Raw genomic sequence first — 26,508 nt, 5'->3', positions numbered from 1 at the left:
GCCCCTGCATACGGGTCCCGCTGCGCGGGACTTCCCTCGCTCCATCGTCGTTCCAGGGGCCCGGCGGAGTGCCGCCCACTCGACGGGCCATCCCTGGCCCGGCAGCGCTCTCGCGACATCCATGTCGCTCAACCCCTTGACTCGCTTCGCTCGCCCTTCGGGCCAGCCTTCGGCTGTTACTTCGCTTCGCTGCGTTTCACGACGATTCCACTCGGCCTCCTGAAGGGGCAGGTCTCGCTGCCCCACCATCCGACCTTGGAATGGGAACGGCATGTGCTTCAGCCTCGCACCTTTCCCCTAGGAGCGAACTCCCGGGCAGGGAAGCCCGTATCAGGCCCCGACCTGCCCCGCCGTCATCTTGAAGATGCCCTGGGCATTGCTGCTGTCGAAGGCCAGGTCCAGGCGGCCGGTGCTGTCGTCCACCTGGCGCTGGATGAACTCCACGAAGGACCCCGGCACCTCCCGCTGCACCGGGCGGCCGCTGGCGTCCAGCAGTTCGCGCCGGACCTGCACGGCGCGGTAGGCGGTCTGCAGGACGCGGCCGGAGGCGGAGACCTCGATGCTCGGTTTCATCGGCCGGCCCTTGGCGTTCTGCTCGGCCACCAGGGCCTCCAGGTCGGCGACGCGGTCGGTCAGGTGGTTGAACATGTTGCCCTCGGTGGCGATCCAGGCCATCTCCACGCTTTCCTCCCGCAGGCGCAGGTAGTCCGCTTCGTGCGGGGCCGGGTGCTGGCGGCCGAAGGCGGCGTGGAGCGCCGGGAGCAGTTCGCGGGCCTGGGCCGGGCTGCACTGGCGCTCCCGCCAGAGCTGGTCGAGTACCACCAGGTGCGCGGGCGAGAGCGGGTCACGGCTTTCGCCCACCACGCGGCTCACGGCCTCGCGGAAGCCTTCGCTGAAGCGTCCCGGGTGCAGTTCGGAGACGAAGAACTGGGCGATGTCCTCCGGCAGGTCGAGGTGGCGGTAAGCGTGCCCGGTCATGTTCAGGCGGGTCAGCGGGTAGGTGCGCACGTCGGTGAAGCCCAGGGGCTCCAGCAGGCGGTTGAAGGCCTGGCGACCGCGCGGCAGCGCGCCGTTGTCCGGCCAGTCGACGGTGCGGATGGCGCCGTGGTCGAAGCACACCTGGCGCCCGGCGGCGCGCTGTTCCTCGACATAGGTGCGGCCGATGGGCACCGCCTCCACCAGTTTGTGGAACAGGCACAGGTTGAGCGCCTCGGCCAGCCAGGCGCGGTGCACCTGCCGGTCATCGAGGGGGAAGGCGGCCAGGCCCTCGGGCACTTCCACATGGGTGCGTACCCAATGGGCGGCGTCGGGGCCGATCACATGGGCAACCAGGTCGAACAGGCGGTCGGTGGACATCGGCGGCTTCCAGCGGCGAGGACGATGGCGCTATCCAAGCAGCCGGGCGGGGGCGCGGCAAACGAAAAAAACCGCTGCATTCATTCCGTTTTTTCCTGATGGGGCGGTTCCAGTTGCTCGCGCATCCAGCGCACGAAGTCGCGCACCTTGGGCACCTCGGCGGTGTGCTCGGGGTAGGCCAGGTAGTAGGCGTTGCGGCTGGGCATGGCGTGGTCCCAGGGGATCGCCAGCTTGCCCTCGGCCAGTTCCTCTTCCACCAGGAAGCGCGGCAGCAGGGCCACGCCGCAGCCGGCCTGGGCGGCGCGGATGCACATGTAGGAGGTGTCGAAGCGCGGCCCGTGGTAGCTGTGCTCGGTGTGCCGGCCCTGGCTCTGGAACCACTCGTGCCAGGCTTCCGGGCGGGTGGCGTTCTGCAGCAGCACCAGGCGGGTGAGCTGGGTGGGGTCGGTGAAGGGCGCCTCGGGCAGGGTGGAGGGGGCGCACACCGGCACCACTTCCTCGCTGAACAGGCGGATGCACTCGGCGCCCGGCAGTGCGCCCTGGCCGAAGAACAGCGCCACGTCGGCGCGGCCCTGCACCAGCGCATCCGGCTCCAGCTCGTTGCGCACGTCCAGGTGGATGTTCGGGTGGCGCAGGCGCCAGCCCTTCAGGCGCGGGATCAGCCAGCGCGCGCCGAAGGTGGGCGGCGTCGCCACCCGCAGCACCTCGGTCTCGCCGCCGTAGGACAGCATGTAGTGGGTCGACATCTCCACCTGGGTGAGGATCTTGCGCACCTCGGCCAGGTACAGCGCGCCCGCCGGAGTCAGTTGCAGGCGCCGGCGCACGCGGCGGAACAGCAGGTGCTGGAGCATGTCCTCCAGTTGCGCCACCTGCTTGCTCACGGCGCTCTGGGTCAGTGCCAGCTCCTCCGAAGCACGGGTGAAGCTCAGGTGCCGGGCCACGGCCTCGAAGCATTGCAGGGCGGTGAGGGAGGGCATGTGGCGCTTGAGCATGGGCGGGTCCGGGTGGCTGGGGTTCATGAGCAAACGGAATGATATGTGGAGCAAAGGTCGTTTGTTGGCAAGCCCCCGGAGCGGCTAATACTGGCGCCGACCTTTCATCCCGTGCTTTCCAGGAGTTCCCATGGTTGCCGCATTGTTCGATCGCCTGGGCGTCGCCCCCGGCCTCTACCAGCAGGGCGATCACGCCGTGCACACCCCCATTGACGGCAGCATCATCGGCCGGGTGCGGCTGCAGGGCCGTGACGAGGCGCGGGCCTGCATCGAGCGGGCCGACGCCGCCTTCCAGGCCTGGCGCCAGGTGCCGGCACCGCGCCGGGGCGAGCTGCTGCGCCGCTTCGGCGAGGCGCTGCGTGCCCACAAGGCGGACCTCGGCGAGCTGGTCTCCCGGGAGGCCGGCAAGATCGCCCAGGAAGGTCTGGGCGAGGTGCAGGAGATGATCGACATCTGCGACTTCGCCGTTGGCCTGTCGCGCCAGCTCTACGGGCTGACCATCGCCTCCGAGCGGCCGGGCCACCACATGCGTGAGACCTGGCACCCGCTGGGTGTGGTCGGGGTCATCAGCGCCTTCAACTTCCCGGTGGCGGTGTGGTCGTGGAACGCCGCGCTGGCGCTGGTGTGTGGCAACAGCGTGGTGTGGAAGCCCTCGGAGAAGACCCCGCTCACCGCCCTGGCCTGCCAGGCGCTGTTCGAGCGCGTGGCCGCTGACTTCACCGATGCCCCGGCGCACCTCTGCCAGGTCCTGCTGGGCGCCCGCGAGGCCGGCGAGGCGCTGGTGGACGACCGCCGCGTGGCCCTGGTCAGCGCCACCGGCAGCACCCGCATGGGCCGCGACGTGGCGCCCCGGGTGGCGGCGCGCTTCGGCCGCAGCATCCTCGAACTGGGGGGCAACAACGCCATGATCCTCGCCCCCAGCGCCGACCTCGACCTGGCGGTGCGGGCCATCCTCTTCAGCGCCGTCGGCACCGCCGGCCAGCGCTGCACCACCCTGCGCCGGCTGATCGCCCACGAGTCGGTGAAGGCCGAGATCGTCGAGCGGCTGAAGGTCGCCTATGCCCGCGTGCGCATCGGCCACCCGCTGGAGGGCAACCTGGTCGGCCCGCTGATCGACCGGGGCAGCTTCGAGGCCATGCAGGCCGCGCTGGACAAGGCCCGCGCCGAGGGCGGCACGGTGTTCGGCGGCGAGCGCCAGTTGGCCGAGCGCTACCCCGGCGGCTACTACGTGTCGCCGGCCATCGTCGAGATGCCGGGGCAGACCGAGGTGGTGTGCCACGAGACCTTCGCGCCGATCCTCTACGTCATCGGCTACCGCGACTTCGACGAGGCGGTGGCACTTAACAACGCCGTGCCCCAGGGCCTGTCGTCCTGCCTGTTCAGCACCGACGTGCGCGAGGCGGAACGCTTCCAGTCGGCGGTGGGCAGCGACTGCGGCATCGCCAACGTCAACATCGGCCCCAGCGGGGCGGAGATCGGCGGCGCCTTCGGCGGCGAGAAGGAAACCGGCGGGGGCCGCGAATCCGGCTCCGACGCCTGGAAGGCCTACATGCGCCGGCAGACCAACACCGTGAACTACTCCCACGAACTGCCGCTGGCCCAGGGCATCACCTTCGATTGAGCGGGTCGCTACAGCGGCCCTGAGGAGTCGTGCATGTCCCTGCGTTCGTCCTGTCTCTGGGAGTCCGTGACACCGGCGTTGCCCGAGGCCGCTGCGCTGTCCGGCGAGGTCCGGGCCGACGTCTGCGTCATCGGTGGCGGCATCACCGGCCTGAACGCCGCCCTGCGCCTGCTGGAGGCGGGGCGCCGGGTGTGCGTGCTGGAGGCCCATGAAGCGGGGCACGGCGGCTCCGGGCGCAACGTCGGGCTGGTCAACGCCGGCCTGTGGATTCCGCCGGACGACATCGTCGCCGGGCTCGGCGAGCCGGTCGGCGAGCGCCTCAACCGCACCCTCGGCGGCGCCCCGGCCCAGGTGTTCGAGGTGATCGAACGCTACGGCATCGACTGCCAGTTGCGCCGCGAAGGCACCCTGCACATGGCCCACAACGCCCGCGGCCAGGCCGACCTCGCCAGCCGCTGCGCCCAGTGGCAGCGGCGTGGCGCCCCGGTGGAGCTGCTCACCGGCCAGGCCTGCCGCGACGCCACAGGCACCGACCGCATCGCGGCGGCCCTGCTGGACCGCCGCGCCGGCACCCTCAACCCCATGGGCTACACCCGGGGGCTGGCGCGGGCGGTGGTGGGGCAGGGCGGCCAGTTGTTCCACCACAGCGCGGTGACCCGGCTGGAGCGCCAGGGCTCGCTCTGGTGCGTCGCCACCGAGCGCGGCACCGTGATGGCGCCCCAGGTGGTCATCGCCTCCAACGCCTACACCGAAGGGGAGTGGACCGAGCTGCGCCGCCACTTCTTCCCCGGCTTCTATTACCAGGTGGCCTCGGCGCCGCTGACCGGCGAGGCCGCCGCGCGCATCCTGCCGGGCGGGCAGGGCTCCTGGGACACCCGCCAGGTGCTCAGCAGCATCCGCCGCGACGCCGAGGGCCGCCTGCTGCTGGGCAGCCTGGGCAATGGCGCGCAGAAGCCGCTGTGGTTCCTCAAGGCCTGGGCCGACCGCATCCAGGGCCACTACTTCCCCTACCTGGGCAAGGTGGAGTGGACCCACACCTGGACCGGCTGCATCGCCTTCACCCCGGACCACCTGATGCGCCTGTTCGAGCCAGCCCCCGGGCTGGTGGCGGTCACCGGCTACAACGGCCGGGGCGTCACCACCGGCACCGTGGTCGGGCGCGCCTTCGCCGACTACCTGCTGGGCGCCTCGCCGGATGCCCTGCCGATGCCCTTCCAGCCGATGACGCCGGTGGCCGCCGTGGGCCTGCGCAGCGGCCTGTACGAGCTGGGCTTCTCCCTCTACCACGCCGGGCAATGCCTGCGGGTGGTCATCTGATGGGCCACCGCCCCGACCGCCCGGCCGGGCGCGGTGCGGCCCCTTTACGACGGCGGTACGCCACGCCGGGCCTTCGCCCGGCCTGCGACGCCGTGTCCATCACACTGTCGGCAATCCGGACCGCCGCCCGGGCGGTCATGCACTAGCCTGTATGGGTGCGCGAGCCCGCCGCCCGCGCACCAGGCGTGTGCACTTCGGTGACAGTGGCAGTTACCAGGGGTTGCGCTTGCGGCGCCGTGGGTTGCTATTGCCTGGCAAGTGCCCGGAGTCATGGGTTCTGCTTGGTTGCACCTTTGTCGGGAGGCGGGTTGCACATTGCCGTTCCAGACGGTTCGGAGGGCTGTACGACGTTTTTTCAGGATGCGCAAAAACGAGTGGCACGGCGCTTGCTGAAGTAACCGCTGCCCACACATAACCTCCCTCAGGAGCACAACTCCCATGCCTCACAAGTCTTTCAAGAAAGGTGTTCTGGCTGTTGCGGTTTCCAGTGTTATGAGTCTGTCTTCCCTGGCGTTCGCCGATGTGGTGATCGGTGTCGCCGGGCCCCACACCGGGGCCAACGCCTCCTTCGGCGAGCAGTACTGGCGTGGTGCGACCCAGGCCGCCGAGGACATCAACGCTGCCGGCGGGGTCAACGGCGAGAAGATCAAGCTGGTCAAGGCCGACGACGCCTGCGAGCCCAAGCAGGCCGTGGCGGTGGCCAACCGCCTGGTGGACCAGGACAAGGCCATCGGTGTGGTCGGGCACTTCTGCTCCTCCTCCACGATCCCGGCGTCGGAGGTTTACGACGAGGCGGGCATCATCGCCATCACCCCCGGCTCTACCAACCCGACGGTGACCGAGCGTGGCCTGTCCGGCATGTTCCGCATGTGCGGCCGTGACGACCAGCAGGGCATCGTCGCCGGCGACTACATCGTTGACGTGCTCAAGGCCACCAAGGTGGCGATCGTCCACGACAAGGACACCTACGGCCAGGGCCTGGCCGACGCCACCAAGGCGCAGTTGGCCAAGCGCGGCGTGAAGGAGGTGCTGTACGAGGGCCTGACCCGTGGCGAGAAGGACTTCAACGCTCTGGTCACCAAGATCCGCGCCAGCGGGGCGGAAGTGGTCTACTTCGGCGGCCTGCACCCCGAGGCCGGTCCGCTGGTCCGGCAGATGCGCGAGCAGGGCCTGACGGCCAAGTTCCTCTCCGGCGACGGCATCGTCACCGACGAGTTGATCACCACCGCCGGCGGCCCGCAGTACGTCAAGGGCGTGCTGATGACCTTCGGCGCCGACCCGCGCAGGATCGCCGACGGTGCCGCCGTGATCGAGAAGTTCCGCGCCAACGGCTTCGAGCCGGAAGGCTACACCCTCTATGCCTATTCCTCCCTGCAGGCCCTGGCTGCGGGCTTCAACGGCGCCGGCGCCAACGACCCGGCCAAGGCGTCCGCCTGGCTGAAGGCGAACCCGGTGCAGACCGTGATGGGCAAGAAGGAATGGGACACCAAGGGTGACCTGAAGGTGTCCGACTACGTGATCTACGAGTGGGATGACCAAGGCAAGTACCACCAGCAGTAAGCGCCGGCCGGGAACGGCCGCGCGGCGGCCCGGCGGTGTCCATGACGCCGCCCGGCCTGCGAGCGACCGACCCCCGGTGTAATGGCTCGGCCGGCCCGCCAGGTGCCACCCGTACCTGGCCGGTCGGTGTATTCCGGGTCCCGCTCGAATCCCACCTGCTTGTGCCGCGCAGGCGACTGCCCGACGTAACACGGCGATTCAGTGGCACCCGTCCGATTTCACTCGCGGGGGCTGGCCGAACCCAAGGCCCGTCCTCCAGAAGACGAGACTGATCAATGGACGGCATCTTCCTGCAACAGCTGATCAACGGCCTGACCCTCGGGTCGGTCTACGGGCTCATCGCCATCGGCTACACCATGGTTTACGGCATCATCGGCATGATCAACTTCGCCCATGGCGAGGTGTACATGATCTCCGCCTACCTCTCGGCCATCGGCCTCGCGCTGCTGGCCTTCTTCGGGCTCGAATCCTTCCCGCTGCTGATCCTCGGCACCTTGCTGTTCACCATCGCGGTGACCGGCGTCTACGGCTTCGTGATCGAACGCATCGCCTACAAGCCGCTGCGCAACTCCACACGCCTGGCGCCGCTGATCTCCGCCATCGGCATGTCGCTGATCCTGCAGAACTACGTGCAGTTGGCCCAGGGCGCCCGCCAGCAGGGCGTGCCCACGCTGCTGGACGGCGCGTTGAAGTTCCACATCGGCGACGGTTTCGTGCAGCTCACCTACACCAAGGTGTTCATCCTGGTGGCCGCCTTCATCGGCATGGGCGTGCTCACCTACGTGATCCAGCGCACCAAGCTCGGGCGCATGTGCCGTGCCACCCAGCAGGACCGCAAGATGGCCTCGATCCTCGGCATCAACACCGACCGGGTGATCGCCTACGTGTTCGTCATCGGCGCCGCCATGGCCGCACTGGCCGGCGTGCTGATCACCATGAACTACGGCACCTTCGACTTCTATGCGGGTTTCATCATCGGCATCAAGGCGTTCACCGCCGCAGTGCTCGGTGGCATCGGCTCGCTGCCCGGGGCGATGCTCGGCGGGATCATCCTCGGGGTCGCCGAGGCGCAGTTCTCCGGGATGGTCAACACCGACTACAAGGACGTCTTCAGCTTCTCCCTGCTGGTGCTGATCCTGATCTTCCGTCCCCAGGGCCTGCTCGGCCGCCCGCACGTCGCCAAGGTGTAAGCATGTCTTCTGCCTCCAAGATCGATATCAAGAAGAGCCTGGTGGACGCCATCGTCGCCGGCCTGCTGGCGCTGATCGTGTTCGGCCCCATCGTCGGGGTGGTGCTCGACGGCTACAGCTTCAACCTGCAGCCGGAGCGCGTCGCCTGGATGGTCGGCGCCGTGGTGGTCGGCCGCTTCTTCCTCAGCCTGTACCTGCAGAGCGCCGGCGGTGCCGGCCTGCTGGAGCGCTTCGAGCGCGGCGGCTCCGGCGTCCATGTGCTGCCGCCGGACCACCGCAGCGCCCTGCGCTGGGTGCTGCCGCTGGTGATCGTCGCCGCGGTGATCTTCCCCTTCTTCGCCAGCAAGTACCTGCTCACCGTGGTCATCCTCGGGCTGATCTACGTGCTGCTGGGCCTGGGGCTGAACATCGTGGTCGGCCTCGCCGGCCTGCTCGACCTCGGCTACGTGGCCTTCTACGCCATCGGTGCCTACGGCCTGGCGCTGGGCTACGAGCACCTGGGGCTGGGTTTCTGGAGCGTGCTGCCGCTGGCCGCCCTGGCTGCCGCCCTGGCCGGGGCCATCCTCGGCTTCCCGGTGTTGCGCATGCACGGCGACTACCTGGCCATCGTCACCCTCGGCTTCGGCGAGATCATCCGCCTGGTGCTGAACAACTGGCTGAGCTTCACTGGCGGCCCCAACGGCATGTCGGTGCCGTCGCCGACCTTCTTCGGCCTGGAGTTCGGCCGGCGGGCCAAGGACGGGGGGACGCCGATCCACGAGTTCCTCGGCATCGCCTACAACCCCAACCTGAAGTTCCTGTTCATCTATGTGGTGCTGTTCCTGGTGGTGCTGCTGGTGCTCTACATCAAGCACCGCCTCACCCGCATGCCCGTCGGGCGGGCCTGGGAGGCGCTGCGCGAGGATGAGATCGCCTGTCGCTCCCTGGGCCTCAACCATGTGCTGGTGAAGCTCTCTGCCTTCATGCTCGGCGCCTCCACCGCCGGCCTCGCCGGGGTGTTCTTCGCCAGCTACCAGGGCTTCGTGAACCCCTCGTCCTTCACCTTCTTCGAGTCGGCGCTGATTCTCGCCATCGTGGTGCTCGGCGGCATGGGCTCCACCGTCGGTGTGGTGATCGCTGCGTTCGTGCTGACCATCGCCCCGGAGATGCTGCGCAGCTTCGCCGACTACCGGGTGCTGATGTTCGGCATCCTCATGGTGGTGATGATGATGTGGCGGCCGCGCGGGCTGATCCGCATCAGCCGTGCCGGTTTCGCCCCGCGCAAAGGAGTTGCGCCATGAGCCAGGACACCATCCTCAGCGTGCGCAACCTGATGATGCACTTCGGCGGCATCAAGGCCCTCAACGACGTCAGCCTGGACATCCAGCGCCACTCCATCTCGGCCCTGATCGGCCCCAACGGCGCCGGCAAGACCACGGTGTTCAACTGCCTCACCGGCTTCTACAAGGCCACCGGCGGCAGCATTCTGCTGGACGCCGGGGGCACCTCCACCGACGTCATCCAGGTGCTCGGCGAGCCCTTCCAGCCCACCGACTTCGTCAACCCGGCGCGCTTCGGCAGCCGTCTCTACTACAAGATGTTCGGCGGCACCCACCTGGTGAACCGCGCCGGGCTGGCTCGTACCTTCCAGAACATCCGCCTGTTCCGGGAAATGTCGGTGGTGGAGAACCTGCTGGTGGCCCAGCACATGTGGGTCAACCGCAGCCTGCTGGCCGGCGTGCTCAACACCCCGGGCTTCCGCCGCTCCGAGCAGGAGGCCCTGGACCACGCCTTCTACTGGCTGGAGGTGGTGGATCTCACTGACTGCGCCAACCGCCTGGCCGGCGAACTCTCCTACGGCCAGCAGCGCCGACTGGAGATCGCCCGCGCCATGTGCACCCGGCCGCAACTGATCTGCCTGGATGAACCTGCCGCCGGCCTCAACCCGGCAGAAACCGAGGCGCTCAGCCGGATCATCCGCACGCTGCGCGACGAACACCAACTGACCGTACTGTTGATCGAGCACGACATGGGCATGGTGATGAGCATTTCCGACCACATCGTGGTGCTGGACCACGGCATGGTGATCGCCCAGGGCGGCCCCGACGCGATCCGCAACGACCCGAAGGTGATCGCCGCCTACCTGGGCGCCGACGAGGAGGAGGTCGCATGAGTGCCCCCCTGCTCGAATTCAAGGACGTCGACGTCTTCTACGGGCCCATCCAGGCCCTGCGCCAGGTCAGCCTGCACATCAACGAAGGGGAGACGGTGAGCCTCATCGGCGCCAACGGGGCCGGCAAGTCCACCCTGCTGATGTCGATCTTCGGCCAGCCCCGCGCGGCTGCCGGGCAGATCCTCTACCAGGGCATCGACATCACCCGCAAGTCGCCGCACTACGTGGCCTCCAACGGCATCGCCCAGTCCCCCGAGGGGCGCCGCGTGTTCCCCGACATGAGCGTGGAGGAGAACCTGCTGATGGGCACCATCCCCATCGGCACCGCCCATGCCGACGAGGACATGCAGCGCATGTTCGACCTCTTCCCCCGGCTCAAGGAACGGCGCAACCAGCGCGCCATGACCATGTCCGGCGGCGAGCAGCAGATGCTCGCCATCGCCCGTGCGCTGATGAGCCGGCCCAGGCTGCTGCTGCTGGACGAGCCGTCCCTGGGGCTCGCGCCCATCGTGGTCAAGCAGATCTTCCAGACCCTGCGCGAGCTGGCGAAGAGCGGCATGACCCTCTTCCTCGTGGAGCAGAACGCCAACCACGCGCTGAAGCTCTCCGACCGCGCCTACGTGATGGTCACCGGGGAGATCCGCATGAGCGGCACCGGCGAGGAACTCCTGGGCAACCAGGAGGTGCGCAACGCCTACCTCGGCGGCCACTAGCCAGCCGTCACCCCACGCCGCCACCCGGGCCACCGGGGGCGGCTGCCCCAGGAACGCGGCCACCGGCAGGGTGGCCGTGGCGGCAAAGGAGCGCGTCATGTCCAGCATCCGTTTCTTCACCAATGCCGAGGTCGCGGCGACCCTGGCCTATCCCGCACTCATCGAAGCCCTGCGCCAGGGCCTGGAACAGCCTGCCGAGGCGCCGGTGCGCGCCTGCCACGCCCTGCCGCAGGACGCCTCGCTGCTGTGCATGCCGGTGTGGCGCGCCGGGCAGGGCGTCGGCGTGAAGCTGGTGACGGTGTTCCCCGGCAATGGCGCCCAGGGCCTGCCCGCCGTGGCGGCGGTATTCGCCCTGTTCGACGACGTCACCGGGCAGCCCCTGGCCCTGCTCGAAGCCTCCGAACTCACCGCCCGGCGCACCGCCTGCACCTCGGCCCTGGCGGCCGACCACCTGGTGCGCGCCGACGCCGAGCGCCTGCTGGTGGTGGGCACCGGCACCCTGGCGCGGCACATGGTGCGGGCCCATGGCTGCGTGCGCGGGTACCGCCGCATCGAACTCTGGGGCCGTGACGCGGGCAAGGCCGCGGCGTTGGCCACCGCGCTGCGCGACGAGGGCTACCCGGTGCAGGCGGTCCGCGACCTGGCCAGTGCCGTGGCCACGGCGGACTGCATCAGTTGCGTCACCACCTCCCGCGAGCCACTGGTGCGGGGCGAATGGCTGCGCCCCGGCACCCACCTCGACCTGGTCGGCGCCTTCCTGCCGAGCATGCGCGAGACCGACTCCGCCGCCGTGGGCCGTGCCCGCGTAGTGGTGGACACCCGCGAAGGCGCGCTGGAGGAAGCCGGCGACCTGCTGTTCGCCATGGCCGACGGCGCCTTCGACGCCGACCGCCTCGACACCGAACTGCGCGACCTGCTTGCCGGGTGCGGCGCCCGGCGCGATGCCACGGAGATCACCCTGTTCAAGTCGGTGGGCTACGCCCTGGAAGACCTGGTGGCTGCGCGCCTGCTGTTGGCCAGCGCCTGAGTCAGGCGCTCCATCTCGCCCGTAGGAGCGAGCTCTGCTCGCGAAGGACGTAGGGTGGACCGCGCTTCACCGGTCCACCAGACGGGGGCATGGCGAACGCCCTTGGTGGATGGAAAGAGCGCCATCCACCCTACGCCCCGAGCGGCGATGCCCCGTGCGCGGCGGCCATGTAGGGTGGGCCGGGCGGCGTTCCGCTTCAGCCCACCAGCGGTGGTCAGCGTGGGCTGAAGCCCACCCTATGGCACCGCACGCTTCCTGGACGAATGAATGCGCCCCTACCGGCGGCAGGCGGGCACTTCGGGCTGCTCACAAAATCTGTGGACCGGGCTGTTGAAAACATGTGGGCAGCTGGCTGCCAGGCCCGACCGGCGGTCGTCCGCGGCGCTTGCTCGGGATTCGTACAGCCAGGCTTTTTTTAAGCAGAACAGTTGCTTGCGCGTGGGCCTTGAAGTGCCCTGGCAGTTATCCCCGCGGCCTGTGGATAACTGTGTGGGCAAGCTCTGGAGCCCTGGCCGGCAGCCCCTGCCGTCGGGGCGCCGGTCAGGCTGCACGAAAAATCACCAGTCACGTCCCCGTGACTTCGTGAAGGCCGCGTGATTGCTGGCGTTCACGAACGAAGGCGAACGGCCGGTCCGGGGTGGCCAGGCCCGCTGGAGTTGTCCCCATGATCTGTGGAACAGCCTGTGGCCTGCCTGTGGAAAACCTGGGGGCGGATGGCGCAATCCCACGCCCTGCAAGGGCCCGTTGGCGGCCGCCTGGAAATCCGCCACGGGCTAGGAGAACCCGCCCGCTTTCTGGCACTGTGGGCGCCCCGTGACATAGCCCGCCCCAGCGAGGAGAGATTCCATGACATCCACCCTGTTCATCACCGGCGCCACCTCCGGGTTCGGCGAAGCCTGTGCCCGTCGCTTCGCCCAGGCGGGCTGGAAGCTGGTCATCACCGGTCGCCGCGAAGACCGCCTGAAGGCCCTGGCCGCCGAACTCTCGGCCCATACCGAGGTGCTGCCGCTGACGGTGGACGTGCGCGACCGCCAGGCCATGGAGGCCGCCATCGCCGGCCTGCCCGCCCAGTTCGACCGCCTGCAGGGGCTGATCAACAACGCCGGCCTGGCCCTGGGCACCGACCCGGCGCCCAAGTGCAGCCTGGATGACTGGGACACCATGGTGGACACCAACATCAAGGGCCTGCTCTACAGCACCCGCCTGCTGCTGCCGCGCCTGATCGCCCACGGCCGGGGCGCCGGCATTGTCAACCTCGGCTCCATCGCTGGCACCTACCCCTACCCGGGCAGCCACGTGTACGGCGGCACCAAGGCCTTCGTCCGGCAGTTCTCGCTGAACCTGCGCAACGACCTGGTGGGCACCGGTGTGCGCGTCACCGACATCGAGCCGGGCCTGTGCGAGAGCGAGTTCTCCCTGGTGCGCTTCGGCGGCGACCAGGCGCGCTATGACGCGACCTATGCCGGGGCCGAGCCGATCCAGCCGCAGGACATCGCCGAGACCATCTTCTGGGTGATGAACCAGCCGGCCCACATCAACATCAACACCCTGGAGCTGATGCCGGTGAGCCAGACCTGGGCCGGCTTCGCCATCGATCGCTCAGCGAAGTGAGGCGGGGCGACCGCCCCAGCAACTGCAGGGCGCGGTCGGGGGAGTCGGTGATCAGTGCCTGGGTGCCCGTGTCCAGCAGGCGCTGCATCAGGCCGAGGGCATCGGTTTCGGTTGGTGGCTCTGCCCGGCGATGATGGCGTCGGCAATGGTCCGGCGGAACCATTCCAGTGCAGGGGAGCGCTCACTGCTGGCGCGCCAGTGCAGAGAAACGTCGAATGGCGGTACCTCGAAGGGCAGTTCCAGCACTTTCAAGCCGCCCTCCGCTGCAAACAGGTAGGCAATCTGGGCCGGCAGCACCGTGAGCAGGTCGGTTCCGGGAAGCAGCTTGGGCAGGACCGAGAAATGCGGGACATGCAGGGCGATACGGCGCTCCACGCCCATGGCCTTGAGTACATCCTCGGTGCTGCCATGCCCGCTGCTGCGTGTCACCACGACATGGCGCTCCTGCAGGTAGGCCGGCAGGCCCAGGTGGTTGTCGATGCGCGGGTGATCGGCGCTGAGCAGGCATACATACCGCTCCCGGATCAGGGCTTGACTGCGGCTTCCCGCAACGGCTTGCCGGCAGATGGCCGTATCGACCTTGCCGCTGGCCAGCCAATCCCCGACCTGGTCGATCTGCAGCGGCAGGACCTCCACTTCAGCCCTGGGGGCCTCCCGATTCAGGCGTTCGAGTATGAGCGGTAGAAAGCCGATTTCACCCAGGTCGCTGAGCGCGATCCGGAAGCGCCGCTCGGTGCTGGCCGGATCGAAGTGATGCACGGCTTGCACGGCCTCTTCGATGCGCGTCAGTGCTTCGCGAAGCGTGACGTAGAGCTGCTCAGCGACGAAGGTCGGTTGGACGCCTTCACGGCAGCGGGTGAACAGAGGGTCTTCGAACACATCACGCAGCCGCCCCAGGGCATGACTGACAGACGGTTGGGTCACGAACAGGCGTTCAGCCGCAAGGGTCACGCTGCCTGCTTCGTAGAGCACCACGAAGGTTCGGATCAGGTTGAGGTCGATCTGGGTCATGAGATTCACATAGATGGCATCTATATTATTTAGACGAATTATCGATTTGATTGATTCTTAGCGGGCCATGAGAGTCATGCCAATCCCTTGAAGAGCAGGATTGGTATGAAAACGGTCCATCAAGCGTCCTACGACATCCTCCGCCGCCATGGCCTGACAACCGTCTTTGGCAACCCCGGCTCGAACGAATTGCCATTCCTGAAGGACTTCCCCGAGGACTTTCGCTACATCCTGGGGTTGCATGAAGGGGCCGTGGTGGGGATGGCCGACGGCTTTGCACTGGCCAGCGGCAAGCCGGCATTCGTCAACCTGCATGCGGCCGCCGGTACCGGCAACGGTATGGGGGCCCTGACCAATGCCTGGTACAGCCACAGCCCCCTGGTGATCAGCGCAGGCCAGCAGGTGCGTTCGATGATCGGGGTCGAGGCGATGCTGGCCAATGTCGACGCCACTCAACTGCCCAGGCCGCTGGTGAAGTGGAGTGCGGAGCCGGCCTGTGCGCAGGATGTGCCCCGCGCCCTGAGCCAGGCCATCCACATGGCGTCGTTGGCACCGAAAGCACCGGTCTACCTGTCCATCCCCTATGACGATTGGGGGCAACCCGCTGCAGCCGGAGTCGAGCACCTGGTTTCCCGCACGGTGGCCGATGCCGGGATGCCATCGCCAAGCCAGTTGGCCGACCTGGCGAAGCGCCTGTCGAAAGCCTGCAACCCGGTACTGGTGCTGGGGCCGGATGTCGACGGAGCCGGTGCGAATCCCCTGGCCGTGCAACTGGCCGAGCGCTTGAGCATGCCCGCTTGGGTCGCACCCTCTGCTTCACGTTGCCCGTTCCCCACCCGCCATCCGTGCTTCCGTGGCGTCTTGCCGGCCGCCATCGCAGGCTTGTCTCGGGCGCTGGCCGAACACGATCTGGTCTTCGTGGTGGGGGCGCCCGTGTTCCGCTACCACCAGTTCGTGCCGGGGGACTACCTGCCGGCGGGCACCCAGCTCATCCACCTGACCGTCGACCCGGGTGAAGCGGCCCGTGCGCCGATGGGGGATGCCCTGGTCGGTGATATCGCCCTCACCCTGGAGGCCCTGCTGGAGCAGGTGGAGCGCAGTACACGGCCCCTTCCCCGGGCACTCCCGCGGCCTGAGCCCCGGGGCGAGGCGCCGGGCCTGCTGCATCCTGAAGCCGTCTTCGAGGTCATCGATGAGCTGGCGCCCGAGGACGCCATCTTTGTCAAAGAGTCCACTTCCACGGTGGGGGCCTTCTGGAGACGGGTGGAGATGCGCCAGCCGGGCAGCTACTTCTTTCCGGCTGCCGGCGGACTGGGCTTCGGCCTGCCGGCAGCGGTCGGGGTGCAACTGGCACAGCCCCAGCGCCGCGTGATCGGCATCATCGGCGACGGTTCGGCCAACTACGGCATCAGCGCGCTCTGGACGGCGGCTCAGTACCGTATCCCGGTGGTGTTCATCATCCTCAAGAACGGCACCTATGGCGCCCTGCGCTGGTTCGCCGGGGTGCTCGATGTACCCGATGCGCCGGGGTTGGACGTGCCAGGTCTCGACTTCTGCCAGATCGGGCGCGGTTACGGCGTGCGCGCTGTGCAGGCCGGCGATGCCAGGACCTTGCGGCACGAACTGGCCCGAGCACTCGAGGGCGATGAGCCCGTACTGATTGAGGTGCCCACGCTGACCATCGAGCCCTGATACGCAAAGACCACGCCCCGGCCGATTCAGGTCGGTACTCACCACAAGAACAAGAACGAGGTGGCTATGAAGACGATCACCGTCAATGACGTGCTGGATGCAGTGCCCCCACAGCCGGGGCTTCGCGGAGGGACGGCCGATATCGCCGCCCTGCTCGACGAGGGGCCCTATACCCGGATGCAGAAAATTGTGGTCTTGATGGCCGCGTTCTCGATTGTCCTGGATGGCTTCGACGGTCAACTGATTGGCTTTGCCATCCCGTTGATGATCCAGGAGTGGGGCATCACCCGTGAGGCGTTCGCCCCAGCCGTAGCGGCTGGACTCATCGGGATGGGGATTGGCAGTGCGTGTGCGGGGTTGTTCGCTGACCGCTTCGGACGCCGGATGGCCGTCATCGCCAGCGTATTTCTCTTCGGCTCTGCGACCTGTGCGATCGGCTTGGCACCGGATGCCCTGACGGTAGCCTTGTTGCGCTTCATTGCCGGCCTCGGAATAGGCGGTGCACTGCCCAGCGCCACCACCATGACCGCCGAGTTCACGCCGGCACGGCACCGCACCCTTGCCGTAACGGCGACCATCGTCTGTGTTCCCTTGGGGGGCATGCTGGCCGGCCTGTTCGCCGGGCAGGTACTGCCGCTCTACGGGTGGCGGATGCTGTTCTTCATCGGCGGGGCGTTGCCCATGGTGCTGGGGTGCCTGCTCTGGTTTGGGTTGCCCGAGTCTCCACGCTTCCTGGCGCGCCGCCCAGGGCGCTGGGAAGAGCTGCGACGACTGCTCGGGCGCATGGCGCGTCCGATGCCTGATGGCCTGCGCTACGTGGATGCCCTGGAGCAGGGCGCTGTGTCCCACGACGGCTTCCGGAATCTGTTCATGGCCGGTTACGGGCGCGACACGGTGGCCATATGGATTGCCTTCTTCATGTGCCTGACGGCGGTGTACAGCGCATTCAGTTGGCTTCCCACCATGCTTCAGTCCGAGGGGCTGGCGCTTTCCGTCGCAGGCTCTGGCCTGACCGCATACAACCTGGGCGGGGTGATCGGGGCGCTGATCTGTGCGCTTGCCATGACCCGCTGGGGCTCCTTCTGGCCTTTGCTGATCTGCTGTGCCGGCGGCGCCATCAGCGCCTTCGCCATGAAGCTGATCGACATTCATCAGAACGCCAGCCTGCTGATCTTCGGCTTTGCCCTGCACGGGCTCTTCGTCAATGCCGTGCAGTCAACGCTCTACGCGCTCTGTGCCTTCATCTACCCCACCGGGGTCAGGGCAACGGGTACCGCTTCGGCACTGGCGTTCGGTCGCCTGGGGGCGATCCTCAGCGCATTTGTCGGGGCCTCGGTCATCACCCTGGGAGGGGCTCAGGGCTACCTGGCGCTTCTGGGCAGTGTGATGTTGCTGGCGCTGGTGGCGTTGGCCCTGGTGCGGCGCCACATCCCGCGACGCTCGCCGAGCCCCCAATGATCCGCTTGACCGTTCAGGTCGTTGCATTCGAGTGAGTCGGCATGGCCGACGCTATCAAGGAGGTGCTTGATGAACATCACCATTCTGGGGGCTGGAGCCATGGGCTCGCTTTTCGGCGGGCGGCTTGCAGAAAGCGGCCAGAGCGTGACGTTGGTGGACGTCAACGATGCCCATCTGGAGGCGATCCGCCGGCATGGCCTGCGCCTGGAGACCGATGACGGGGACCGGCGCATCGCAGGCATGACGACCTGCCGTCCTGAGCAGGTATCAGGCTATGCCGATGCCGTGCTGGTGTTCACCAAGACCCTGCATACTGACCAGGCGTTGGCGAGCATCCGTCCGCACCTGGCCAGCCATACGTTGGTGCTGAGCCTGCAGAATGGCCTGGGCAACGCCGAGACACTGAGCCGCCACGTGGCCCCGGAGCAGGTGATGATCGGGATGACCAACTGGCCTGCCGACATGCTCGAGCCTGGCCATGTGCGCTCCCACGGGCGCGGCGTGGTGCGGCTGCTGACACTGGATGCTGTCGAGCGGCCTGCCGCCGCCGAGATGGTTGCCGTCCTGGCGGGAGCCGGGCTGGACTGCTCCCTGGACCGCAACGTGTGGACGTCGATCTGGGAGAAGGTCGCCTTCAATGCTGCGATGAACGGGCTGTGCGCCGTGACCGGCTGCAGCGTGGGGCAACTGGATGCCGTTCCCGAAGGCTTCGTCCTCGCCCGCGAAATCGTCCAGGAAGTGATCGCAGTCGCCCAGGCTTCGGGCGTCGAGGCCGATCTCCAGCGCTGCCTGGCGAGCGTGGCCGATGCCATGGCCCATCACCGCACCCACAAGCCCTCCATGCTGCAGGACGTCCTTGCCGGTCGCCCCACGGAAATCGCCTCGATCAATGGCGAAGTCATCGCCCGTGCTCGCCAGGCCGGGGTTCCCGTGCCCCGGGTGGACACCCTGTATGCACTGGTGCGACTGGTCGAGGCGCGAGCACTGTCCGCTGAACCACCGGCGTGACCGCTCAGGGAAGGGCGGGGGCATCGCAGGCCCCATCTTCCCTTCCCCGGACAGTCGCTGATCGACACCCCGTCTCTATTGCCCGCCATTGAAGGAGTCTCAGCATGAGCGCTGCCAATGCCCCCTATGGGGATCTTCACCTGCAACCCATCGCCGGCGAGTGGCGTCACGGCCGCAGCCCGCTGTGGCTGAGCACCGTCGATCCCTATGACGGCGACTTGCTGGTGGAAATCCTCCAAGCCAACCAGAGTGACGTCGACCTGGCCTATGCCAAGGCCGCCGAGGTTCAGCCGGACTGGGCAGGCCGTGCCCCGGCAGAGCGTGCCGAACTGCTGCTGCGTGTCGTAGCGGTGTTCGACACGCGGCGCGAGGAGATCATCGACTGGATCATTCGCGAGTCGGGCAGTACCCGCCTGAAAGCCAGCCTCGAGTGGGCTGCGGCCCGTGCCATCACCCTGGAGTCCGCCTCGTTCCCCAGCCGTGTCCAGGGGCGTCTGCTCGACTCGAACATTCCCGGCAAGGAAAGCCGTGTGTACCGCGGCCCCATTGGCGTAGTGGGGGTGATCAGCCCCTGGAACTTCCCCTTCCACCTGACCCAGCGCTCACTGGCCCCGGCCCTGGCGCTGGGTAACACCGTGGTGGTCAAGCCCTCCAGTGATACCCCCGTCTGCGGAGGCTTGCTCCTGGCGCGGATCTTCGAAGAGGCCGGGTTGCCGCCCGGGGTGCTGAGTGTGGTGGTCGGATCGGGTCAGGAGATCGGCGATGCCTTCGTCGAACACCCCGTTCCAGGGCTCGTCACATTCACCGGTTCGACCCCCGTGGGGCGCCGCATCGGGGCCCTTACCAGCGGGGGCGCGCACCTCAAGCACGTGGCCCTGGAACTGGGGGGCAACAGCCCGTTCGTCGTGCTGGCCGACGCCGACCTGGAACAGGCGGTCAAGGCGGCCGTGTTCGGGAAGTTCCTCCATCAGGGGCAGATCTGCATGGCCATCAACCGCATCATTGTCGAAAAGCCGCTGTACGACGCCTTCGCCCAGCGCTTCGTCGAACGGGTCCGTCAGCTCAAGGTGGGCGACCCCCATCTGGCCGACACGGCTATCGGTCCGATCATCAACCCACGGCAGCTCGAAGGGCTGCTCGAGAAGGTCGCCCGTGCCCGTCGAGAGGGGGCCAAGCCGTTGTACCAAGGCGGGGTGCAAGGTCTGATGATGGGCCCCCACGTCTACGGCGAAGTGAAGCCCGAGATGGAAATCGCCCGCGATGAAATCTTCGGCCCGCTGATCGGCCTGCTACGCGCCGATGACGAAGCCCATGCCCTGGCCTTGGCCAATGCCAGCGACTATGGACTGTCCAGTGCCGTGTTCACCCGCGACCTCGAACGCGGCGTGCGCTTTGCCCGACGCATTCGGGCCGGCATGACCCATGTGAATGACATACCGGTCAACGACGAGGCCCACGCGCCTTTCGGCGGAGAAAAGAACTCCGGCCTCGGGCGCTTCAATGGCGAGTGGGCGATTGACGAGTTCACCCGCGATCACTGGATCAGTGTTCAGCACCGGCCGCGAGACTATCCGTTCTGAGTCATTCAGCGGCGGCTTGCGACCTCAGGTGAGTCGACCGCCCCAGCAACTGCAGGGCGCGGTCGGGGTAGTCGGTGATCAGCGCCTGGGCGCCCATGTCCAGCAGGCGCTGCATCACCGGTTGTTCGTTGATGGTCCACATCTGCACGTTCAGCCCGCGCTCACGGGCGCTGAGCATCATCGACGGTGTGGCCAGGTGTATCCCGGCGTGCTCCTCGGGGATCTGCAGGGCCTCGTAGGAGGGGCTCAGCAGGCGCTCCAGGCCCAGGGTCTGCAGCACCACCAGCAGCTTCACCGAGGTCGGCCCGGCCGAGGTGGCTACGCCGGGGCAGACGCTGCGGAAGTGGGTGAGGCTGCGTTCGTAGAAGCTGCCGACGATGACCCGGTCGCGCTGCCCGGACTGCTCCAGCGCTGTGCACAGGCGCTCTTCCAGCCCCACGTCGGGCACCTTGATCTCGATGACCTTGGCCATCTGCGGGAAGCCTTTCAGCACCGCGTCGAGGGTGGGAATGCGCACGCCCTGGCCCCGGTAGGGGTGGCTTTCGCCGCCGTCGGCGGTCCAGCGGTAGCCGGCGTCCAGCGCCTGCACCTGGGCGAGGCTGAGGGCGGCCACCGCGCCGCTGCCTTCGGTGGTGCGGTCCACGGTGGCGTCATGCAGCACCACCACCTGGCCGTCGGCGGTCAGGCGCAGGTCCATCTCCAGCATGTCCACCCCGAGCGCGGCGGCGCGCTCGAAGGCGAACAGGGTGTTCTCCGGCCACAGCCCGCGGCCGCCGCGATGGGCGATCACCAGTGGGCGGTCCCCCAGCCCGGCGAGCACCGCCGGCCGTTCCACCGGGCGGCTGGTCAGGGCCATGCCCAGCAGGGCGATGGCCAGGAGGCAGAGCGGAACGAGGCAGAACCGGGCAAAGCGTTTCATGGGGGCTTCCATTTCGATGAAGACGGGCGTGCCGAATCAGACCCGGCGACTATGACAAAGACATGAAAGCGCCGCGAGCGGCGATGTGTCCCAGGGCCCCGCGCGTGGGCGAGGGACCGGTTCTGCCCACAGAAACGGTGGGCCAGCCTGTGGATATCTTCTGGGCGGATCGTTGCAGGCCCTGCAGCCCGCGGGCTGCCGCCCGCCGGACGGTTTTTCGCCAGCGGCTGGCCCTGTTCGAGAAACAGCCCGACGTCTTCATCGGTGACGGTGAAGCAGCGCAGGCGGCTTGGGCTTCGCGCTTCGTGGGTGAGCAGCAGTTATTCATCCCACTGCTCGCGGGGCGGGAGGCGTTCCTGGATGACCGGCATGGGCAGTTCCGGCAGTGTGCAATGCCGGTACCTGAGCAAGGGGCTTGCCAAGACGACGAAACGCCCGGGGCGCGGGTCTGCGGTGTGGGCATGCGCAAGGACGGGGCGCTCGGGTGCGTGCTGCAGGTGCGTGGCGTGGGTCGAAATGGTGCGCGGACGCTTCGGTCCGCTTCAGGCCCGGCCGAGGCCGTGCCAGTGCTTGCCGCCGATCATGATGAAGCGCAGTTGCTGGGTGATCTTCGCCGCCGGGGTGAGGTGCGCCGGCAGGTCGCGGGCGGGCGGGTCGATCAGCTCGGGCAGGGTGGCGAAGACGGTTTTCACCACCAGGTCGGAGACCACGTCGAGGGCGTCGTCGTCCAGGTGCGGCATGCGGTTGATCAGCTTGAGGTCGGCGGCCAGGTCGTCGGTGATGCGCTCGCGCAGGGCGGCGATGGCCTGGCGCACCGGTTGCGAGCCGCCGTACTGCTCGCGGGCGAGGAACAGGAACTGGCCACGGTTGGCGGCGACGGCGTCGAGGAAGATGCGCACCGAGGCGTCGATGATCCCGCCCATCTCGAATTCGTTGTGGCGCACCACGCGGATGGTGGCGCGGAAGGTCTCGCCCACTTCCTCCACCAGGGCCAGGCCGAGCTGGTCCATGTCGGCGAAGTGGCGGTAGAAGCCGGTGGGCACGATGCCGGCGGTGCGGGCGACTTCCCGCAGGCTCAGGCTGCCGAAGCCGCGTCCGCTGTCCATCAACTGGCGCGCCGCGTCCATCAGGGCGTGGCGGGTCTGCTGTTTCTGTTCCGAGCGGGGCGTCGTGGACATGGAGCGAAGTCGAGGCCGAAGAATGGGCCGCACTCTAGGGGCTGTCACCGCATTGGTGCAAGTTGCGCGGCGCCCGGTGGGGCTGGAGAGCGGGCGTCGGATTTTTCAGTGAACGACTGTTGACTGGAATTCCTGCCATCAGGCAGCCTAGTGCACGACTGTTCACTGGATAGCTCCATGGCCCTCATCCCCTTTCCCCTGGCCCGCCGACTCGGCGCGTGGCTGGCTCCGTTGCGTGCGCTGGTGCGCCGGGCCTGGTTGCGCGAGTCGGAGGTGGATTTCTTTCTCGCCCGGCTGCACCCGGTGCTGCGCCTGAACCGGGTGTTCGCCCGCGTCGAGGGGCGCCGCTGGGTGGCCCAGGACATGCTGGCGCTGACTCTGCGCTGCAACGGCAATGCCCGCCACTGGCGGGCCGGCCAGCATGTGCAGTTGCACCTGGCGCTGGACGGCGTGCGCCTGGCGCGCAGCTACAGCCTTACCGCCGTGCACGGTGATGGCCGTTTCGAGCTGGCGGTGCGTCGCCAGCCGGGCGGGCGCCTGTCCGGCCACCTGCTGGAACGGGTGGAGGTGGGCCAGGTGCTGGAGCTGGGCCAGGCCGAAGGCGAGCTGAGCTGGCCCGAGGGACAGGGCGATGTGCTGCTGCTGGCCGCCGGCAGCGGCATCACGCCGCTGCTCGGCCTGCTGCGGGAGGCGCTGGCGCGGGGCTTCTCCGCGCCGGTGACGCTGCTGCACTACGTGCGCGAACGGGGCCAGCGGGCCTTCGTCGATGAGCTGCTGGCCCTGGCCCATCGCTACCCGAACTTCAACGTGCGCTGGGGCCTCAGCGGCGATGCGCCGGCGCCCGGTGAACTGGCCGGGCGCTTCCAGCCGGAGCACCTGGCCGGGCTGGCGCCTCGGGACCTGCTGGTCTGCGGCCCCCACGGCTTCGTCGACACGGTGCGCCAGTGGTGGCAGACCGCGCCCCGCGCCGGTCGCCTGCAACTGGAAGCCTTCAGCCTGCCGCGCACGGCGCCGTCTTCAGCCAGCCAGGCCGTGCGCCTGGGCTTCGCCCGCTCCCGCGTCGACGGTGAGGGCGACACCCACGGCAGCCTGCTGGAACAGGCCGAGTCCCTGGGCCTGCGGCCGGCCCACGGCTGCCGCCAGGGCGTCTGCGCGCAGTGCACCTGCCGGCTGCTCAGCGGTGCGGTGCGTGACCTGCGCAGCGGCGCCATCCAGCACGAGCCCGACCAACCCATCCGCCTCTGCGTCAGCGCCCCGGTGGGCGATGTGACGCTCGACCTGTGACGAGGACTGCCATGCGCCACGACCGCCCCCTCGATGCCGAGGCTGCCCGTGCCTTCGGCGAAGAACTGGATGCCCTGCGCCAGCGCACCCTGGCCGACCTGGGCGAGACCGACGCCCGCTACATCCGCCGCGTGCGCAGCATCGCCCGGGCCTGCTGCTGGAGCGGCCGGGCCCTGCTGATGCTGGGCTGGTTCCCGCCCACCTGGCTGCTGGGCAGCCTGCTGCTGGGGCTGGGCAAGATCATCGAGAACATGGAGCTGGGCCATAACGTCATGCATGGCCAGTACGACTGGATGAACGACCCGGAATTCGCCGGGCGCACCTACGAGTGGGACATCGTCGGGCCGGCCGACTTCTGGCGGCACACCCACAACCACATCCACCACACCTACACCAACGTGCTGGGGCACGACGACGATGTCGGCTACGGGCTGGTGCGGCTGTTCCCCGAGCAGCGCTGGAAGCCGTTCTTCCGCTGGCAGCCGCTGTGGGTGACGCTGCAGGCGCTGCTGTTCCAGTTCGCCGTGGCAGTGCAGCACCTGCGCCTGGACAAGTACCTCAAGGGCCGCATGACCCTGGAGGAACTGCGCCCGCGCCTGCGCACCTTCAACGCCAAGGTGTTGCGCCAACTGGTCAAGGACTACGGGGTGTTCCCGCTGTTGGCGCTGCTGCTGGGGGCCAATGCCTGGGCGGTGCTGGCGGGCAATGCGCTGGCGAACCTGATCCGCAACCTGTGGACCTTCACGGTGATCTTCTGCGGGCATTTCACCGAGCGGGCGGCTGTGTTCCCGCCTGAAGTTCTGGAAGGGGAGACCCGTGGCCAGTGGTACCTGCGTCAGCTACGGGGCTCCAGCAACCTGGAGGGCGGCCCGCTGCTGCACTTCATGACCGGCAACCTCAGCCACCAGATCGAGCACCACCTCTTTCCCGACCTGCCGGCCCGCCGTTACGGCCAGCTCGCGGTGGAGGTGCGGGAGATCGCCCGGCGCTACGGGCAGGAGTACAACACCGGGCGCCTGTCCCGGCAGTTCGCCACCGTGCTGCGGCGCATCTGGGTCTACCGCCGGCCGGAGACCGCGTTGCCGGCGGCCTGATCTCAGGCGACGCCGTGGGCGCGCAGCAGGCGGTCCGAGCCGCCTTCGGCCAGCCGCTGGTCGGGGGCCTGCTGAACCGGGTTGCCGGCCAGTGGCTCCAGCACCGGCCGTTCGGCCGCGCCATCGCGGGCTTCACCGAGCACGGGCGGGTGTTCGGCGGGCAGGGCAAAGGCGGCGCTGGACAGGACGCTGAGGAAGAGGGCGGCGAGGGCGTGGGCTTTCATGATCGGACTCCTCTGCAAGGGTTGAAGAACACGTTGCCTAGGGTACGGATCGGGCGCCCGGGGAGAAGTGAAGGTGGGCGATGGTGGTCATTGATGGAGGTGATGGCGTTGATCCTGATAACCAGCTTGGCCCCGTAACACCTCATTGGATACAGCCAACAAAAAGCCCGGCCTGTGCCGGGCTTTGACTGCCGTTACCGCTGGCTCGCATCAGGCCACGCGGTTGGAGCGATCAGCACCGCCTTCAGCAACCCGGAAGCCTTGGGTACGGTCCGAGCCGTCTTCAGCGACGCGGAAGCCCTGGGTACGGTCCGAACCGTCTTCAGCAACGCGGAAGCCCTGGGTACGGTCCGAACCGTCTTCAGCAACGCGGAAGCCCTGGGTACGGTCCGAACCGTCTTCAGCAACGCGGAAGCCCTGGGTACGGTCCGAACCGTCTTCAGCAACGCGGAAGCCCTGGGTACGGTCCGAGCCGTCTTCAGCGACGCGGAAGCCCTGGGTACGGTCCGAACCGTCTTCAGCAACGCGGAAGCCTTGGGTACGCGCCGAACCATCTTCGGCAACGGTGTAGGACACGGCGGATTGGACGACCGGTACAGCGAACAGGCCGGCGAGGAAGAGGGCGGCGAGGGCTTGGCTTTTCATGGTGGTTCTCCTGGAAGTGGGGGGCCGTTGTGGCGACGGGGCCTATGTTCCGCAGCGGCACGCTGGTCAGGAAGTGAACAACCGCGATAGTCGCCATCGACGGCGCTGATGGTTGGAAATACCGTTTCGAATCAGCAATTTGCGTTGCCTGAGCGGCGCGCAGGGGGAGTGATCAGGGTGACGGGGCGGGTCGTTTGCGGAGCCATCCGGCCTCGCATCGACCTCGCTGAGCCACGGGGGGAGCTGCGGCGTCAGACCGATGGGCGCAACAACTGGACCTTCGACACCCCGAAGCAGGACGGCGACGCGCCGCCGCCTCCCGGGCCCGCCTCACCCTGCAGGCCGACCCGTTGGGCCAGGTTCAGCGACAGCGCCGACGAGAACGCTGCCGGCAAGGGCGGCGGGGTCAGAACACCGGGACCCAGAGCAGGGTTTCCGACTTCGGGTCGTGGGGGCCGTGGAAGCCGTCGCCGTATTCCTCGAAGCAGATGCCGGGGCCGGCTTCCAGCCCGCGCTCGGCGAGCAGGAAGTCGTGGATCACCTGGAAGCTGAGGGCGATGTCCGGTGCGGTGCCGACGTGGGTGAACACGGCGTAGCGGCCGGCGGGGACGTCGATCAGGGTCATGCCGTCCGGCACCGGGGTGCCCGGTTTGACCGGGTAGCCGGCCAGGTAGCCCAGCTCGCCGTTGGGGCGGTGCAGGCAGAGCCCGCAGGGCACCCCATCGCGGCCGCTGATCTCCTCGCTGCGGGGCAGGAAGCGCTCCCACAACTGGCCGATGTCCTCTGGTGGGGCGTCCGGGCGTTCCAGTCCGATGACTTGAAAGGCGGGGCGTTCGATGATGCGCGCGCGCATGGCCGTGTCCTCTTCGGCAGTCT

General features: G+C 68.2%; 23 protein-coding genes and 1 pseudogene. 15 read left to right on the top strand and 9 right to left on the bottom strand.

Annotated elements, in window-relative coordinates; translation table 11 throughout:
- Positions 1-330: 330 nt before the first annotated feature.
- Together A7D27_RS03330 and A7D27_RS03325 are read right to left on the bottom strand one after the other, a co-directional pair.
- Positions 331-1,356: a DUF1338 domain-containing protein gene (locus tag A7D27_RS03330; RefSeq protein WP_069560584.1), complete on the bottom strand. Its 1,026-nt coding sequence runs from the start codon at positions 1,354-1,356 to the stop codon at positions 331-333.
- 80 nt (positions 1,357-1,436) lie between these two features.
- Entirely contained in the window at positions 1,437-2,348 is a 912-nt protein-coding gene (locus A7D27_RS03325; protein ID WP_044401243.1) for a LysR substrate-binding domain-containing protein, read from the bottom strand.
- A 130-nt stretch (positions 2,349-2,478) separates the two neighbouring features.
- On the opposite strand from A7D27_RS03325, the gene A7D27_RS03320 reads away from it, so the two are divergent.
- The 9 genes from A7D27_RS03320 (at position 2,479) to A7D27_RS03280 (ending at position 13,539) form a co-directional block, all read left to right on the top strand.
- Positions 2,479-3,969, top strand: a complete 1,491-nt coding sequence (locus A7D27_RS03320) for an aldehyde dehydrogenase family protein (protein WP_069564074.1) — start codon at positions 2,479-2,481, stop codon at positions 3,967-3,969.
- A gap of 33 nt (positions 3,970-4,002) precedes the next feature.
- Positions 4,003-5,286, top strand: a complete 1,284-nt coding sequence (locus A7D27_RS03315) for an FAD-binding oxidoreductase (RefSeq protein ID WP_069560582.1) — start codon at positions 4,003-4,005, stop codon at positions 5,284-5,286.
- A 438-nt stretch (positions 5,287-5,724) separates the two neighbouring features.
- Positions 5,725-6,846: a branched-chain amino acid ABC transporter substrate-binding protein gene (locus A7D27_RS03310; protein WP_069564073.1), complete on the top strand. Its 1,122-nt coding sequence runs from the start codon at positions 5,725-5,727 to the stop codon at positions 6,844-6,846.
- A 275-nt stretch (positions 6,847-7,121) separates the two neighbouring features.
- Positions 7,122-8,036, top strand: coding sequence for a branched-chain amino acid ABC transporter permease LivH (locus tag A7D27_RS03305; RefSeq protein ID WP_069560580.1), 915 nt, complete (start codon positions 7,122-7,124; stop codon positions 8,034-8,036).
- A 2-nt stretch (positions 8,037-8,038) separates the two neighbouring features.
- Positions 8,039-9,316, top strand: coding sequence for a high-affinity branched-chain amino acid ABC transporter permease LivM (gene livM, locus A7D27_RS03300; protein WP_069560579.1), 1,278 nt, complete (start codon positions 8,039-8,041; stop codon positions 9,314-9,316).
- The gene (locus tag A7D27_RS03295; protein WP_069560578.1) at positions 9,313-10,188 is read left to right on the top strand and encodes an ATP-binding cassette domain-containing protein; all 876 of its coding nucleotides are present in this window, start codon (positions 9,313-9,315) and stop codon (positions 10,186-10,188) included. Before livM ends, A7D27_RS03295 begins: the two co-directional genes overlap by 4 nt.
- Positions 10,185-10,901, top strand: a complete 717-nt coding sequence (locus A7D27_RS03290) for an ABC transporter ATP-binding protein (RefSeq protein ID WP_069560577.1) — start codon at positions 10,185-10,187, stop codon at positions 10,899-10,901. Before A7D27_RS03295 ends, A7D27_RS03290 begins: the two co-directional genes overlap by 4 nt.
- A gap of 97 nt (positions 10,902-10,998) precedes the next feature.
- Positions 10,999-11,928, top strand: a complete 930-nt coding sequence (locus A7D27_RS03285; RefSeq protein ID WP_069564072.1) for an ornithine cyclodeaminase family protein — start codon at positions 10,999-11,001, stop codon at positions 11,926-11,928.
- An 846-nt stretch (positions 11,929-12,774) separates the two neighbouring features.
- Entirely contained in the window at positions 12,775-13,539 is a 765-nt protein-coding gene (locus tag A7D27_RS03280) for an SDR family oxidoreductase (RefSeq protein ID WP_044401270.1), read from the top strand.
- An 87-nt stretch (positions 13,540-13,626) separates the two neighbouring features.
- On the opposite strand, the gene A7D27_RS03275 is transcribed toward A7D27_RS03280, so the two are convergent.
- Positions 13,627-14,550: a LysR family transcriptional regulator gene (locus A7D27_RS03275; protein ID WP_069560575.1), complete on the bottom strand. Its 924-nt coding sequence runs from the start codon at positions 14,548-14,550 to the stop codon at positions 13,627-13,629.
- A gap of 105 nt (positions 14,551-14,655) precedes the next feature.
- Here A7D27_RS03275 and mdlC point away from each other — a divergent pair, with 105 nt between their 5' ends.
- The 4 genes from mdlC (at position 14,656) to A7D27_RS03255 (ending at position 20,288) form a co-directional block, all read left to right on the top strand.
- A complete protein-coding gene (mdlC, locus tag A7D27_RS03270) occupies positions 14,656-16,242 on the top strand; it encodes a benzoylformate decarboxylase (protein ID WP_069560574.1) in 1,587 nt (528 codons plus the stop codon).
- 66 nt (positions 16,243-16,308) lie between these two features.
- Positions 16,309-17,700: an MFS transporter gene (locus A7D27_RS03265; protein WP_069564071.1), complete on the top strand. Its 1,392-nt coding sequence runs from the start codon at positions 16,309-16,311 to the stop codon at positions 17,698-17,700.
- A 69-nt stretch (positions 17,701-17,769) separates the two neighbouring features.
- Positions 17,770-18,708, top strand: coding sequence for a ketopantoate reductase family protein (locus A7D27_RS03260; RefSeq protein ID WP_069560572.1), 939 nt, complete (start codon positions 17,770-17,772; stop codon positions 18,706-18,708).
- 104 nt (positions 18,709-18,812) lie between these two features.
- A complete protein-coding gene (locus A7D27_RS03255) occupies positions 18,813-20,288 on the top strand; it encodes an aldehyde dehydrogenase family protein (RefSeq protein ID WP_069564070.1) in 1,476 nt (491 codons plus the stop codon).
- A gap of 1 nt (position 20,289) precedes the next feature.
- On the opposite strand, the gene A7D27_RS03250 is transcribed toward A7D27_RS03255, so the two are convergent.
- The 3 genes and pseudogenes from A7D27_RS03250 to A7D27_RS03245 form a co-directional block, all read right to left on the bottom strand.
- Complete coding sequence (locus A7D27_RS03250; protein ID WP_069564069.1) at positions 20,290-21,207, bottom strand: glycerophosphodiester phosphodiesterase; 918 nt, start codon at positions 21,205-21,207, stop codon at positions 20,290-20,292.
- Between the two features lie 224 nt (positions 21,208-21,431).
- Positions 21,432-21,578: pseudogene (locus A7D27_RS28600) on the bottom strand (urease accessory protein UreE); the annotation flags it as partial.
- Between the two features lie 171 nt (positions 21,579-21,749).
- Positions 21,750-22,385 carry a TetR family transcriptional regulator gene (locus A7D27_RS03245; protein ID WP_044401292.1) on the bottom strand — a complete coding sequence of 212 codons (636 nt, stop codon included), beginning with the start codon at positions 22,383-22,385 and terminating at the stop codon, positions 21,750-21,752.
- 177 nt (positions 22,386-22,562) lie between these two features.
- Between A7D27_RS03245 and A7D27_RS03240 the strand changes: the two genes are divergently transcribed.
- Together A7D27_RS03240 and A7D27_RS03235 are read left to right on the top strand one after the other, a co-directional pair.
- Positions 22,563-23,669: a ferredoxin reductase gene (locus A7D27_RS03240; protein ID WP_069564068.1), complete on the top strand. Its 1,107-nt coding sequence runs from the start codon at positions 22,563-22,565 to the stop codon at positions 23,667-23,669.
- Positions 23,670-23,680: 11 nt separating this feature from the next.
- Positions 23,681-24,763, top strand: a complete 1,083-nt coding sequence (locus A7D27_RS03235; protein ID WP_069560568.1) for a fatty acid desaturase — start codon at positions 23,681-23,683, stop codon at positions 24,761-24,763.
- Between the two features lie 2 nt (positions 24,764-24,765).
- Here the strand turns inward: A7D27_RS03235 and A7D27_RS03230 are convergent, their stop codons facing one another.
- The 3 genes from A7D27_RS03230 to A7D27_RS03220 all read right to left on the bottom strand — a co-directional run bounded on the left by A7D27_RS03230 (position 24,766) and on the right by A7D27_RS03220 (position 26,485).
- Positions 24,766-24,987, bottom strand: a complete 222-nt coding sequence (locus tag A7D27_RS03230) for a hypothetical protein (protein WP_069560567.1) — start codon at positions 24,985-24,987, stop codon at positions 24,766-24,768.
- A 210-nt stretch (positions 24,988-25,197) separates the two neighbouring features.
- Positions 25,198-25,632, bottom strand: a complete 435-nt coding sequence (locus tag A7D27_RS03225) for a hypothetical protein (RefSeq protein WP_069564067.1) — start codon at positions 25,630-25,632, stop codon at positions 25,198-25,200.
- A gap of 406 nt (positions 25,633-26,038) precedes the next feature.
- Positions 26,039-26,485, bottom strand: a complete 447-nt coding sequence (locus A7D27_RS03220) for a GyrI-like domain-containing protein (protein WP_069560565.1) — start codon at positions 26,483-26,485, stop codon at positions 26,039-26,041.
- Positions 26,486-26,508: the final 23 nt, after the last annotated feature.

The organism is Pseudomonas sp. 1D4 (genome assembly GCF_001728925.1).
Classification (GTDB): domain Bacteria; phylum Pseudomonadota; class Gammaproteobacteria; order Pseudomonadales; family Pseudomonadaceae; genus Metapseudomonas; species Metapseudomonas otitidis.
The sequence above is the reverse complement of the archived record's forward strand: the minus strand, read 5'-3'. Positions and strand labels throughout refer to the sequence as shown.